Origin of the sequence: Burkholderia sp. MSHR3999 (assembly GCF_000833595.1) — a bacterium.
Taxonomy (GTDB): Bacteria; Pseudomonadota; Gammaproteobacteria; order Burkholderiales; family Burkholderiaceae; genus Burkholderia; species Burkholderia ubonensis.
In genome coordinates this window covers 18,531-33,478 of the sequence record NZ_JRFO01000005.1, presented here as the reverse complement: position 1 = coordinate 33,478, position 14,948 = coordinate 18,531, and the positions used below count along the sequence as shown (strand labels likewise).

The window sequence follows — 14,948 nt, the reverse complement described above, 5'->3', positions numbered from 1 at the left end:
GGGGTCAGTGCGGCGCGTCGTCGAACAGCGCGAGCTCGCGAAACTGTCCGCGCAGGCAATGGTTCGAGCTCATCGACGACGCATAGCCGCCAGCGTTCAGCAGCGCGACGAAGTCGCCCGGCTCGACGGGCGGCAGGCTCACGTCGTTGCTCCACAGATCGAGCGCCTCGTTGATGTTGCCGGCGAGACACACCGATTGCGCGGCGCCCGGCCTGCGCACGCACGGGACGGGTTCGCACGGCAGGTCGTAGAACGCAGGCTCGATCGCGAGATTGAAGCCGCCGTTCAGCCCGACGAAGCGGCGGTCGCGCTTGAGCTCGACGTAGGCGACGCGCAGCACGAGCATGCCGCCGTCCTTCGCGATGAAGTCGCCGGGCTCGATCGCGAGCGCGAGCGGCCGCGCGCCGAAGCGTGCGTGCACGGCCGCGCGCCAGCGTTCGAGGTCGAGCGGCCGGTCGGTCGCGCGATGCGGCAGGCCGAGCCCGCCGCCGAGATTGATGCCGCGCAGCCCCGGCACGCGCGCGACGAACGCGTCGAGCGCATCGAGCACGCGCTCGAACGATGCGAGCTGTGGATCGAGATAGCCGCAGCCCGCGTGGCAATGCAGCCACGTCACGTTCAGGCCGTGCCGCGCGGCGAGTTCGAGCGCCGCGCCGAACTGCTCCGCGTAGATGCCGAACTTCGTGACCGTCGCGCCGGCGTAGCTCAGGCGCTCGCTGTCGCCGTAGCCGATGCCGACGCCGGGATTCACGCGAATGCCGATCTCGCGTCCGGGCGAGCGGCTGCCGAGCAGCGCGATCGCGCTCAGCGTGTCGCAGTTCACGTGCACGTCCGGCAGCGCGGCGAGGAGCTCGGCCTCGTCCGGCATCATCCCGTGCGCGGTGTACGAGATGCGCGCCGGCGCGAAGCCGCACGCGAGCGCCTCGCGCAGCTCCTCGGGCGAACACACGTCGATGCCGAAGATCGGCGAACGCCGCAGCTCCGACAGCAACGGACGGAAGCGATTCGCCTTCATCGCGTAATGGATGCGGAAGTCGCCGCGTTGCAGGCCGCCGAGCGCGCGTTGCAGGCGCGCGACGTTGTCGACCGCGCGCTGCGGGTCGTACAGGAACACCGGCTCGGCGAACGCGGCCGCGAGCTCGGCGACGTCGCGGCCGCAGAAATGCAGCACGCCGTCGCGATAGTGCAGCCGGTCGCGCGCCCACCAGTCGGCGGTGGGCGCGCGACCGGCGGGTGTGAAGGCGTCGAGGTTCGCGTTCATCGTTGGGCGGCCAGGTGAGCGGTTGAGCGGGAAAAGAGCGGCGCGAGATCAAGTGCCTGCGCGGTTGCCGCGAGCGCTTGCGGCGCCTTGGCGCACGCGAGCACCGCATCGGCGAGCGCGGCCGGCGCGATGCGCAGCCGCGCGCGCGGGCCGCTTCGATCGATGGCGACGCACGCTTGCGCGGCGATCGCGTCGATGAAGTCGATGGCCGGCTGATTGCCGTCCGTGTGGATCGTGTCGAGCGCGACGGCAGGCAGCGCGGCGCGTTGCGCCGCATGCGCGAGCGCGAGCAGCACGGCGTGCTCGACCTGCTTGCCGAGCACCGTGCAGCTCAGCACGAATTCGGCGAGCACGGGCAGGCCGGCGTCGGAGCGCACCAGCGCGAAGCCACTGCAGCCGTATTGGCCGAAGCGGTCGGCGACGGTCAGCGCGAGTCCGCACGCGTCGCGCGAAGTCGCGTCGAGCAGGTCGGCTTCGAGATAAGCGTGGCCGCTCAGGTGGAAGGTCACGGCCGTATGGCTCAGGCGTGCGCTTTTCGCGAGCGCCGCTTCGTCGTCGAGCGGGACGCTCGTGATGCGCAATTGCAGGCGCTCGAAGAAGCGGGCGAGCGACGGCGTGGGTGTTGCAGGCGCCGCGGTACCGGGCGGCGCGCCGGTCGACGTGCCGAGCGCACCGGCTTCGCCGCGCAAGCACTCGGCGAGCCATCGCGCGAACGCCGCGAAGCCGTCGATCGTCAGCGGCACGTGGCCGAGCTTGTCCGCGACCGGATCGAACGGCTGGGCGTTCGCGCTCGACGCGACGAAGTCGGCCCAATCGAGCACGCGCAAGCCGGGCAGGTCGAGCAGCGCGCGTTCGACCCGCCGGCACGCGTCGGCGAGCGCCGCGCCGCGCGCGTCGAGCGTGGTCGACGGCAGCACGACGAGGCGGGGCGGCGTCGCCCGGCCGGCGGCGAACGATGCGAGTGCACCGAGCCACGCATCCGCGCGTTGCGCGAGCAGCGCGGCGAGCGCGTCCGGCGCTTGCGCGCGGTCGTTCGCTTCGTGCCGCACGAAGTCGGCGAGCCTTACGAGCAGCAGCGTCGTGTCGTCAGCGTGCTGCGGATCGGGCGCGAGCAGCGCTTGCAGCAACTGGTTGTAACGCGTGAACGCGACCTCGTCGAAGCCTTGCGCGCGTAGCAGCGGCTCGAGCGGCGATGCGGTGAACGTCGCGCCGATGTAGAGGCGGGCGCTCATCGCGCGACCTCCGGTTCGGCGTCGGCGGCTGTGGGCGGCGCCTGGTAGAGCCCGCCTGCTGCCTCGGTCGGGAACCGGAATGCCGCGCGGACTTCCGCGTGCGCGACGTTGAGCGGCCGCTTCAGCACCGCGCGGCGCGCTTCGTCGAGCGATGCGTAGTCGTTCGCCGCATGCGCCTTCAGATACGCGGAGAAGTCGCCGCTGTCGATCTGATCGAGCACGCGCGCGGCCAGCTCGCGCACGGCGGCGGGCAGCGTGCGGCCGCGCCAGCGGTGATAGCCGACCTGGCAGGTCGGCGAGCCTTGCAGCGCGACGACTTCGTCGAGTCCGATGTCCGCGCCGTCGAGCATCATCTTGCCCATTTCGCCCGAGCCGTAGACTTCGAGCAGCGCGGCCTTCGGGTTGAAGCCGCGCTCGACGAGCACCTGAAAGCCCGTCTCGACGAGATCGACGAGCGCGGGCGCGAGGAACTGCTCCTGGAACAGGTCGAGGAACGTCTCCTGCCGGTAGCTCAGCGCCATCACGCCCGCGCGCGTGAAGCCGACCGCACGCGCGATCGCGAGCACCCGGTCGCGCGCGCGGCCGGTGTGGTCCGCGACGATGTCGAAATACGCGGGCGCGCCCTGCCCGGCGAGGTAGTAGCGGCGGATCGGGTCGCCGTACATGCGCGGCGCGAGCATCGCGAGGTCGCGTCCGTCGAGCGGGCGCACTTCGCCCTGCACGAGCGAGTGCCCGTGCGCGACGCACAGCAGCGCGCCTTCGCGCAGGTTCGGCGCGATGTCGGCGTCGAACACCGCGCCGTGCGCCTCGTCCGGGATCAGCAGCAGCACGATGTCCGCGTGCGCGACCGCTTCGGCGATGCTCGTCACGCGATGGCCTTCCGCGCGCGCGAGCGCGAAGTAACGGTCGTCGATGTTGCCGACGCGCACCGATACGCCGCTGTCGCGCAGATTCGCGGCGAACGCGCGGCCCTGGATGCCGTAGCCGATCACGCTCACGGTGAGACCTTCGAGCGGCTGCAGCGATGCATGTTCGTCTTGATAGATGAGATCGTTCATGGATGTCACGTGTGGGAGTGAAGGGGAGAAGCGCGCTCGCCGTCGTCCGGCAGGGCGGCGAGCGCGCGCAGGTCCGCGTCGTCGTCGAACATGCCGCGCAGGTATCGCTGCAGCAGTGCGTCGTCGAACACGGGCACGACGATGCCGGCTTCCGCGAGCTCGCGATGCGTCGCCGTGCAGTCGTAGATGAACGTCGTTTCCTCGCGCTCGCGCGCAAGCTTCACGAGCTCCGCGTCGCTCATGTTCATCATCCATTGCACGACGGGCACGATCGATTGCACGTCGCCGCGCCGGTAGCGCACGCGCAGCTCGTCGATCCACGCGCGGTGCGTGAGCATGCGCATCGGCGTCGGCAGATGCGCGTTCATCATCTCGAACACCGTGCGCATCGGCGTGACCTGCATCGTCGACAGGTGGAATACGCCGCCGCCGCGCGGATGCTTCGCGCCGAGATGCGCGAGCGCGCGCGCGACGTAGTCGACCGGCGTGATCACGAGGTCGTAGCGGAAATCGTCGAACGCGGCGCCCATCAGCACGCAGCTCTTCAGCAGCCGGTAGTACGCCTGCTGCTCGTCGTAATGGCCGTGCCGCACGTCGCCGGTCACGAGGCCGAGGCGGAACACGTTGCAGGGCACGCCGCGCGCGGCCGCGAGGTGCGTCAGCTGCTCGCCGACCCATTTGCTGGTCGTGTAGCCCTGGTCGGACGGATGCCTTTCGGCGTCGATCGGCGCGGATTCGGCGAACACGTGCGTGCCGGTGCGCTCGCGCATGCTGAACACCGCGAGCGTCGACACGTAGTTGAACGTCTTCGGCCTGCCTTGCGTCGCGATCCGCAGCAGCTCGACCACGCCGTCGACGTTCGCGGCGCGCGCCATCTCGAACGATTCGAGATGGTTCATGCTGGTGCCGTTGTGGTAGATCGCATCGACCTCGGCGACGAGCCGCGCGCGATCGGCTTCCGACAGGCCGATCCGCGGGCGGCCGAGATCGCCCGGCACCGCGACCACGCGCGCGTCGTCGCCGTCGCGCCACAGCGACCATCGTTCGAGTGTCGCGCGGATGCGTGCGAGGCCCTGCGCAGCGTCCGTCGCGCGCACGAGGCAGTAGATCGTCGCGTCGGTGCGGTCGATCAGCTCGCGCAGCAGATGGCGGCCGACGAAGCCCGTCGCGCCCGTCAGCAGCAGCGCGCGCGGCGTGTCGGCGACTGGCGCGGGCAGCGGCGCGACGTCGTCGGGCAGCACCGCCGCGCGCGCGAGGTCGACGTACTCCGGGCCGTCCGGCGCGTCGCGCATCCGCTCCGCGAGGCGGCGCACGGTCGGCGCCATGAAGATGTCCGCGACCGACAGCGACGTGCCGAATGCCTCGTTGATCTGGTAGACGACGCCGATCGCGAGAATCGAGTGGCCGCCGCAGTCGAAGAAGTTGTCATCGATGCCGAGCGCGTCGAGCTTCAGCGCGGCCGCGAAGATCGGCACGAGCGTCGCCTCTGCCTCGTTCGTCGGCGGCGCGTATGGCGCGCGGCGCGCGTGCGCGTCATCGGCCGGCGCGGCGAGCAGGTGCTCGGCATCGTCGCGGATGTGCGCGGCGAGCCGGTTCCATGCACCGTCGAGCGGCACCGACGCGTGCTGGTACGCGACGCGCGCGACGTAGCTCGCGAGCGCCGCGTAGTACTCGCTCGTGAACGGCACGTGGCCCGCCGCGTCCGCGTGCGGATCGAACACGTCGGCGACCGGATAGATCGCGGCGACGTCGCGCCAGTGCGCAACCGTGATCGACGGCCGATCCGCGAGCGCGGCAACGAGCGCGAGGTAGGGGGCGAGCGACGAGTCGATCGCGGGGTCGCCGTCTTGTTCGTCGATGTGCTCGTCGTGCGCGGCGAGCGACGAAGCATCGTCCGGCAGCACGAGCACGAGGACCGGCACCGCGAGCGACGGCGCCGCATCGCTCAGCGCGTCGGCGAGCTCGTCGACATGGCGTGCGATCCGTCCGTCCGCCGCGTTCGCGCCGTCGGTGGCGTCGGCACCCGCGGCGTTCGCCTCGTCGTAGCGCAGCCAGTCGCGCGGTCGAACGAGCACGACGTTCATGCCGTGACTATTCGCGTGGAACGGCGTCGACGGATCGTAGAGCGTCTGAAACAGCTGGCCGTACGGCGCGAAGTTGGGCTCGATCGGCTGGCCGGTTGCCGTGCCCCAGTAACGCAGCGTGCCGGCGAGCGGTCGGTCGGTGAACGTCGATGCGATTTCGATGCGCAGTGGCGGCATCGCGTCGGTGATCGTCCGTTCGAGCGCGAGCTCGGCGGGCAACGCGAGACCCGCAAGCGGCAGCGACGGATGCGCGAGCAGCGTGCGCAGCAGTTCGACGTAATACGTGCCGATGGCTTCGGCGGTCGTTCGATCGAAGAGATCGGCGCTGAATTGCAGCACGCCCTCGATCGCGCGATCCGATGCGCGCAGCCGCACGAACAGATCGTAGTCGAGCCAGCCGGAATCGACTTCGACGGGCTCGACGCCGTCGGGCAGCACCGGCATCGGGATCACGTTGAACATGATCTGGTAGAGCGGATTCGCGCCGCAGTGCCGCGCCGGTTTCAGCGCCTCGACGAGCCGCGGATACGGCACGCCGAGATGATCGAACGCGCCGTGCACGGTGCGCCGCACGAGCGAGACGGCGTCGGCGAACGTCTCGGCCTCGCCGAGTCGCGTGCGCAGCACGAGCGCGTAGGCGAGGCTGCCGACCATGTCGGCCGTGTCGTCGTCGGCGCGGTTCGCGTAGGGGCTGCCGACGACGACGTCGTCGCGACCCGACAGCACGCGCAGCGCGACCTTGAACGCGGCGAGCATCACGACGAAGCGCGACAGCCGGTTCGCCTTGCAATACGCGTCGAGCTGAGCCGTCAGTTCCGGCGGAAACGCGAGCGGCACGCTCTGCCCGCGATAGCTTGGCACGGAGGGGCGTGCGCGGTCGCACGGCAGCGGCAATGGCGGCGGCAAGTCGCGCAGGCGCTCGAGCCAGTATGGGAGTTCGCGCTCGACCGTCGCCGGCAACGCTTCGCGTTCGCGCGCGGCCCATTCCGCATATTGCGGCTGCGCGCCGTTCGTCGCGCACGCTTGCCCCGTCAGCGCGGCGCGCGCGAGCGCGTCGAGCAGCACGACGACGGATACCGCATCGCCGACGATGTGATGCAGGTTCAGCAGGATCACATGGTCGTCGTCGCGCAATTCGAGCACCGTCAGCCGGCTCGGTTCGCCCTGGTCGAGCGCGAAGCCTTCGCGGCTCGATTCGGTCAGGCACTCGGCAATGCGTGCGGCCTGATGCTTCGGCAGGAGCGCCGACAGATCGTGACGACGGATCGTCGCCGCGCGGTGCGGCGCGACTTCCGCGCACGGCTCGCCGCCGCGCACGACGAAGCGGGTGCGCAGCACGTCGTGCGAATCGACGAGCGCCTGATACGCGGCTTCGAGCGCGTCGCCATGCCATTCGCCGCGCACGCGCAGCGCGCCCGGCAGGTTGAACGCCGGGTTCGCGGGGTTCAGGCGGTCGAGGAAGAAGAACTGCTGCTGGTTCGACGACAGCGTGTGCACGCGTGGGCGAGCGTCGCGCGGCGCGGGGGCTCGCGTGGACGCGCCGGTGGTGGGCATACCGGTTGAAGGCGCGCTGTTTGACGCTATGCCTGTCGCCGTTGATCGTCCCTTTTCCGCCAGCAGCGCATCGATCGCTCGCGCGCATTCGGCGAGCGTCTGCGCTTCCAGCATCAGGCTGAGCGGGATCTTCACGTCGAGCGACTGTTGCAGCAACCGGTGCACGCGTGCCGCGCGGATCGAGTCGCCGCCCAGGGACAGGAACGATTCGCTCATATCGATGTCCGGATAGCCGAGCAACTGTGCGACCGTTCGGCGCACGAGCGTCGCGACATCGGGCGTCGAAGAATCCGGCAGGGCGGCGTTCGCGCCGTGCGTTGCAAGCGCGCTGTCGGCCGTCGATTCGCGCACGGGTTCGGCCGCGAGCGTCGCGTCGTCGCGGAGCCGGTAGCGCGGGCCGTCGAACGGATATGCAGGCAGATGCACGCGCCGGCGCGCGCGGCCGCGATGCAGCGCCGGCCAGTCGACGCCGAGCCCCTGGCACCAGAGCGCCACGAGCTTGTCGAGCTTGCCTGTCGCGATGCATTGATCGACGAGCGACGCGCGCAGCTCGGGATCGGCGTCGAGCTCGGCGAGGCCGTGGCGGTCGCCGGCGAGCCGATGCGCGTGCCAGCCGCGCGATGCGTCGCCTTCGACGAACGCGGCGAGCGCCGCTTGCAGCTCGACGAGCGACCCGACGACGCAGCCGAAACGCGACGCCATCGCGTCACGCCCGATCTGCAGCGTGTAGGCGAGATCGTGCAGGTGTCCGGCATCGACTTCGCCGTCGGCGAGCACCGCGTGCAATTGCCGCGCGCGGCGGCGCAGCGCGTCGTCGGTCGCGGCGGACAGCACGACGATCGCAGGTCCGGCGTGATCGTCACCGGTCGCGACGCGCGACTCGACGAACTCCTCGAGCACGACGTGTGCATTCGCGCCGCCCGCGCCGAACGACGACACACCCGCGATCCGCGGCCATCCGTCGAGATCCGGCTTCGGCCACGGCGCGAGCGTGCGTTGCAGCACGAACGGCGATTGCGCGAAATCGAGGTCGGGATTCGGTTCGTCCGCATGCAGCGTCGGCACGAGCTCGCGATGCTTCATCTGCAGCAGCACCTTCGTGACGCCCGCGATGCCAGCCGCACTCTCGCAATGGCCGATGTTCGACTTGACCGAGCCGAGCGCGCAAAAGCCGCGATCGGCGGTCGTGTCGGCAAATGCGCGCGTGAGGCCCGTGAGCTCGATCGGATCGCCGAGCGCGGTGCCGGTGCCGTGCGCCTCGACGTAGCCGACCGCGCGCGCGGGCACGCCGCTGCGCGCGAGCGCCGCGTCGACGACCGCCTGCTGCGCGCGCGGGTTCGGCACGGTGAGGCCGTGCGTCTTGCCGCCCGCGTTGATCATGCTGCCGCGGATGATGCCGTGGATCGCATCGCCGTCGGCGAGCGCGCGCGACAGCGGCTTCAGCACGAGCACGCCGACGCCTTCGCCGTCGACGAAGCCGTCCGCGCCCGCGCCGAACGCGCGGCACGCGTCGCCTGCCGACAGCATCGTCAGCGACGACAGTCCGACCAGATGCCTCGGATGCTGAATCAGGTTGACGCCGCCCACGAGCGCACAATCGCAGGAGCCGCTGCGCAGGCTGTCGAGCGCGAGATGGATCGCGGTCAGCGACGACGAGCACGCGGTGTCGACGGCGAGGCTCGGGCCGTGCAGGTCGAGCGCGTGCGACACGCGGTTCGCGATGCTCCAGAACTGCGCGCCCGTCGGGTAATCGCCGTTCATCACGCCGACGAACACGCCGACCTGGCGGTTCGCGCTGAGCGTCGCGGGCGTGTAGCCGGCGTCCTCGATCGCGGCCCACGATTCCTCGAGGAACAGGCGGCCTTGCGGATCGATCTGCTCTGCGTCGTTCGGCGCGATCCGGAAGAACGCGGCGTCGAAGCGGTCGATCTGCTTCAGGAAGCCGCCCCAGCGGCTGTACGTGCGGCCGGGCGTGCCTTTCTCCGCGTCGAAGTGCGTGCGCCAGTCCCAGCGCTCGGCGGGCACTTCGGTGATGCAGTGGCGGCCCGCGCGGAGATTTGCCCAGAACTCGCGCAGGTTGTCCGCCTGCGCGTAGCGGCCGGACATGCCGATCACGGCGATGGCGGTGTCGTCGGCGCTCGAGGGCGTCGCGGGGCGCGCGTGCGGGAGCGTCGCGTCCGGTTGCACGACCGCGCGTTCCGTCGGCGACGCATTCGCCGCGGCTGCCGCGTCGCCGCCGAGCACGCGCTCGCATGCGGCGCGATGCTCGGCGACGAAGAAGTCGGCGAGCGCGTTCAGCGTCGGGTGCTCGAACAGCGCCGCGTTCGACAGCGCGACGCCGAGCGTTTCGCGCAGCGTCTTCGTCAGGCCGATCGCGAGAATCGAGTCGATGCCGTAATGGCCGAGCGGTTGATCCGGCGCGAGCTTGCCGGCCGGCATCTTCAGCGTCCGCGCGACGAGCTGCGTGAGCCACTGGACACAGCGCTCGCGCAGGTTCGCGCCGGCCGGCGCGGCGGGCATCGGCGCGGGCGCGTGCGTGACCGATTCGGCCGACGCGGCCACGTGCGCAGCGTTTGCGCGCGAGCCGGCATCGTCGCGCGCGTCGGCGGTCACGGGCTGCACGATCACGCCGTCGCTGATCGCGACGATCACGCCCTGGCCCGCCGGCGCAGCGTCGGCCGCGTCGCCGTCGAGCACCGCGAAGCCGGCTTCGCGCAACGCAAGCGTCCAGCCGTCGCGCGACAGCAGCGGGCTGCCCGGCAGCCGGCGCGCGCTGTCGCGATGCCGCCACCAGCCCGGCAGCAGGCCGAACGTCGCGTGCGCGAAGCCGTGCGTGTCGAGCAGCTCATTGATGATCAGGCGGCCGCCGGCCTTCAGCAGCGCCTTCGCATTGCGCAGCGTGACGCCGATGTCCTGCGTCGCGTGCAGCACGTTGGTGGCGATCACGATGTCGTAGCCGCCGGCATCGAGCGGCTGCCCGGCGACGGGGCGCTCGACGTCGAACAGCCGGTAGCGCAGCACATCGCGGCCGCGGCCGAACGTCTGCTCGGCGTTCAGCAGGAAAGCCTTCGAGATATCGGTGAAGTCGTAGCGGCCGAGCCGTGCGCCGCTCGCGTCGAGCGCGGCGAGGAGCGGCACGGTCGTGCCCCCCGTGCCCGCGCCGATCTCGGCGAGCGCAGCCGGTTGCGTGGCCGGCGCGTGGCCGACCAGGTGCAGCACCGCATCGGCGAGCGCGCGATTGCAGCGGTCCGCCTGCTCGTTGCGTTGATAGACGGCTTCGACGCGGCTCAGGTCACCGTCGGGGAACAGGATCGACGTCGCGGGCACGCTGCCCTGGAGGATCGCGGGCAACGCGTCGAGCGTTGCATCGGCGAGCGCGAGGTGGGCGTCGAGCAGCGCGGTGCGTGCGAGCTCGGCGCGCGCATCGGTCCAGTCGGTGCGCGCGATGTCCGGCGACGGCGGCGCGTCGGCGATGCGGCCCGTGCGGCCGTCCCACGCGATGTGGCCGTGTCGCGCGATCAGCGTCAGCGCATGCGCGAGCCAGCGTCGGTACGCGGGCGCGATGCGGCCGGCACGCAGTGCGGCGTCGAGGTCGAACCGGGTGTCGCCCGACCCATCGCCGGCGCCGAACACGTGCATCGCGCCGAGTTCCGCGAACAGGCGGTGCGCAATCGCGCGATCGAGCAACGCAAGCGCGTGCTGCCACTGCGGGCTGTCGCCCGTCGCGTCGACGCGCGGCAGCGGCGTATCGGCGAGCGCTTTCGTGGGCGGCGCGATGCGCGCGGCGAGTGCGGGTGCGAGCGTCGGCACCGCGGCGCGCGCGATCGTCTTTAGATAGCCGACCTGATCGACGCTCGCGACGAGCAGCGCATCGACGACCGCCATCGCGGCCGCCGGCTCGATCGAGCCGATGCCGAGCGCGGCCATCCGCCGGCGATACGCGTCGGACGCAACGACGCCCGTCTGCCCCCAGTAGCCCCAGTTCACGACCTTGACCGCGCATCGCACCTGCGTGCGCAGCCAGTCGGCGAACGCGTCGCGGAACGTGCAGCCTGCCGCGTAATTGCTCTGGCTCCGCGCGTCGAGCGGCCGTCGCCCGATCCACACGACTTGCGCGCCGCAAGCGCGGATCACGTGTTCGGTCCACACGCGGCCGATGCCGCCCGCGCCGCCGATCGCGACGTAGACGCCGCCTGGCCGGTATGGCGGCTCGGCGGGCGACGGCAACGCCGCGAGCGGCACGAGCCGGCGCGCGAACCATTGGCCGTGGCGGTGCAGCAGCAGCGGATGGCCGCCTTCGGCGTCCTGCGTGTGCCAGTCGGCGGGCAGCGCGCCGGCGTCGGACAAATCGATGAGTCGCACGCGCCAATGCGGGTATTCGTTCGCGAGTGATCCGCACAGTCCTGCGAGATCCGCGTGCGCGGGGAACGCGGGTGCGTCGCCCGGCATCGTCCACGAGCGGGCGGTCAGCACCGTCAGCTCGAACGCGCGATCGCCGAGGCCCAGCGCGAGCAGCCGCTTGACGAGCCGGAAGCCGTCCAGGCCCGCGCATCGCGCGAGCGGCGCGTTCGCGTCCGCCGGCGCGGGCGGCAGCCAGACCAGATGATCGATATGCGCGTCGAGTTCGGCGAGGTCGTCGATCAGGCGCGGCGGCGTCGGGTGCGCCGCCGCGAGCGCGGCGTGCTGGGCCGGCACGCCGCCGAATATCGCCAACGTGCCGGTGCGCCGGGACGGCGTGGCGGTGCTCGTCGTAATCGTCGTGGACGGCAGCCATTGCGGCGCGAGCAGATGATCGCCCGGCGTCGCGATGCACGGCGCTTCGCGCGAGGTCTGGCTTCGTGCCGACGCAAGTGCGAAGCCGCGCAGCGATGCGCACGATTCGCCGCGCGCGGTCACGAGATCGAGATCGAACGTGCGACGGCCGGTTTCGTTCGGCACTTCGCGAATCCAGGCATGGCTGCTGTCCGCAATCGGCCCGGTCAATTCGATGCGCGCGAGCGCCGCGGGCAGGAGCGCGCCTTCGATGCGTCCCGCGTCCGCGAGCTGCAGGCCTGCAATCGCCTGGAACGCGCCGTCGAGCAGCGCGACGATGCGCGCGTCGCCTGACGTGCCCGCGAGCGCCGCCGCGTCGAATTCGGCGAGCGCCTCGTCGCGGCCGACCGCGATCGCGCGAAGCGGGCGGAAGGTCGGGCCGTAATCGATGCCGATCGCGGCGAACGCGTCGTAGCACCGAGCGGCCGAGATCGGTTGCGTGCACCGTGTGCGGATTGTTTCGAGGTCGACCGCAGCCGCGCCTGTCGGCGCGCTTGCGGTCCGTGTCACGCATCCGCGGCCGAGCGGCGTATCGATGGCCGGGGAGACGGCGATCGCGAAGCGTGCGTCGTCGTTGACGCCTTCGTCGCGAGCAAGCGTGACGCGCAGATCGGTCGGCGCGCCGATTGCAATCGGCGCGAGCCATTCGATGTCGTGCAGCGCGACGTTCGTGTCCGCGTCGCTCGCGCCCGCTTCGAACGCGCGCCATGCGATCACGATCTGCGCGGCGGCGGCGAGCACGGGCTCGCCGGCGAGTCGATGGTCGGCGACGAGCGGCGCGTCGGGCGCGATAGACAGCCGATATGCGCCGTCGCCGTCGGGCGCGAGCGCGAAGCGCGTCGGCGAGGCTTCGTCGATCGGCCAGTGCCGCTCGCCTTCGAACGGATAGACGGGCAACCGGAGGCGCGGCGTCGCGTCGTCCCATGCGGCCGGCAGCGGCGCGTGCCCGCCCGCGAGCCACGCCGCGTGTGCGCTCGAGTGTGGCCGCAGGCGCGCGTCGTCGCGCACGAGCGCATCGGCAGGGCCGTCCAGCGCGATCGCGAGCTGCGCGCGCAGATCGTCGAGCGACGCGCACGTGATGCCGAAGCGGCATGCCATCGGCTCGCGGCCGACCGACAAGGTTTTCGCGAGGGCGGGCAGCCATGCATCGTCGGCATGCTCGACATCGAGCCAGCTTGCGAGTTGCGCGGCGCGCGTGCGCAACGCCGTGTCGGTGCGCGCCGACAGCGGGATGAACCATGCAAACGAGCCCGCCGCATCGGACGCGCTCGCCGGCGCGATCGGTCGCGCATCCGCGGATTGCAGCACGACGTGCGCGTTCGACCCGCCGAAGCCGAACGAGCTGACGCCGGCGCGCAGCGGCGTCGGCGTCGCGTCGTCCGGCCAAGGCGTCGGTTCCGTGACGACGTGGTAGCGGCTGTCGTCGAGCTTCAGATACGGATTCAGCGCGCGGCAATGCAGGCTCGGCGGCAGCATCCGCCGGTTCATCGCGAGCACGACCTTGACGACGCCCGCGAGGCCCGCCGCCGCTTCGAGGTGCCCGATATTGGTCTTGACCGAACCGAGGCCGCAGCGCGCCGGCGCGTGCGCACCGACGCGCTCGCGCGCATACGCGTCGAAGCCCTGGCGCAGTGCCTGCACTTCGATCGGATCGCCGAGCGACGTGCCGGTGCCGTGTGCTTCAACGTACGAAACGGTTGCCGGGTCGACGCCCGCATCGCGATACGCGGCCGCGATCAGCGCGGCCTGCGCGTTCACGTCGGGCGCGGTCAGGAACGCCGCGCGGCCGCCGTGGTTGACCGCGCTGCCCTTGATCACCGCGCGCACCGGATGCCCGCCCGCGCGCGCACTCTCGAGCGGCATCAGCACGAGCGCCGCGACGCCTTCGCCGCGCACATAGCCGTTCGCCGATGCGTCGAACGTCTTGCACCGTCCGTCGGGGCTCAGCATGCCGGCGGCGGCGAGCGCGCGATGCAGCCGCGTCGTCAGCATCACGTTGACGCCGCCGACGATCGCGACGCTGCTCTCGCCCCGCCGCAGCGCGCGCACCGCGCGGTGCAGCGCGACGAGCGAGCTCGAGCATGCGGTGTCGACGGCCTCGCTCGGTCCGTGCGTGCCGAGCAGGTGCGACAGCCGGTTCGGCAGCATCGCGTGCGCGTTGCCGATCGCGAGATGGCCGTCCGCGCCGGGCAGCAGCGCCATGTAGTCGGACGTGCTGACGCCGACGAACACCGCCGCGTCGCTGCCCATCAGATCGGACGGGCGGACCGCCGCGTCTTCGAGCGCGGCCCACGCGGTCTGCATCAGCAGGCGCTGCTGCGGGTCCATCTGCTCGGCTTCGCGCGGCGAGATGCCGAAGAACGCGGCGTCGAAATATTCGATCCGCGGCATGAAGCCGCCCCAGCGCGACGCGGGCTCGCCGTCGGCCGCGCGCCAGTCCCAGCGTGACGGCGGCGTCTCGGCGATCAGGTCGTCGCCCGCGGCAAGGTGTCGCCAGAATTCGTCGAGGTCGGCCGATTGCGGGAAGATGCCCGCCATGCCGACGATCGCGACGTCGCTTTCTGCATCGTCATGCGTATCGTCGGTTTCCACGCGGCTGACGGGCGCGTCGGCCGCCGCCTTCGCATCGCTCTCGATCTCGAAGCCGTGCTTGCCCGCAACCTCGGCCGTGTGCTGCGCGATCAGATGCGCGGCGATCGCGCGGGGTGCGTGCACCTTGAAGAACAGCGTCGGATCGACATCGAGGCCGTAGTAATCGTTCAGGCATCCGGACAGTTCGACGAGCTGCACCGAGTCTAGGCCCAGCGTGTGCAGCGCACGCTCCGAGGCCGACGCGTCGAGCGTGCGGCCGGCGACGTCGCCGGCGAGCGACAGGACTACCGCTTCGACGGCCGCGGCGAGCTCGCGGGAAGGAAGGGATGGGGTCATGGGAATCGTCTGGGTCGGG

The 14,948-nt window shown here is 71.3% G+C and carries 3 protein-coding genes and 2 pseudogenes; all 5 read right to left on the bottom strand.

The annotated features are described in order from the left end of the window. Positions 1-4: 4 nt before the first annotated feature. On the bottom strand, positions 5-1,261 hold the full coding sequence (locus KY49_RS14250; RefSeq protein WP_042585320.1) for a diaminopimelate decarboxylase: 1,257 nt from the start codon (positions 1,259-1,261) through the stop codon (positions 5-7). Next, the gene (locus tag KY49_RS14245; RefSeq protein ID WP_042585319.1) at positions 1,258-2,493 is read right to left on the bottom strand and encodes a hypothetical protein; all 1,236 of its coding nucleotides are present in this window, start codon (positions 2,491-2,493) and stop codon (positions 1,258-1,260) included. The genes KY49_RS14250 and KY49_RS14245 overlap by 4 nt, the downstream gene beginning before the upstream one ends. Continuing rightward, positions 2,490-3,551: an NAD(P)-binding domain-containing protein gene (locus KY49_RS14240; RefSeq protein ID WP_042585318.1), complete on the bottom strand. Its 1,062-nt coding sequence runs from the start codon at positions 3,549-3,551 to the stop codon at positions 2,490-2,492. Before KY49_RS14240 ends, KY49_RS14245 begins: the two co-directional genes overlap by 4 nt. A 5-nt stretch (positions 3,552-3,556) precedes the next feature. Continuing rightward, positions 3,557-14,557, bottom strand: a pseudogene (locus KY49_RS14235) (thioester reductase domain-containing protein); the annotation flags it as partial. Between the two features lie 186 nt (positions 14,558-14,743). Further along, positions 14,744-14,929: pseudogene (locus KY49_RS39285) on the bottom strand (acyl carrier protein); the annotation flags it as partial. Between the last annotated feature and the right edge of the window lie 19 nt (positions 14,930-14,948).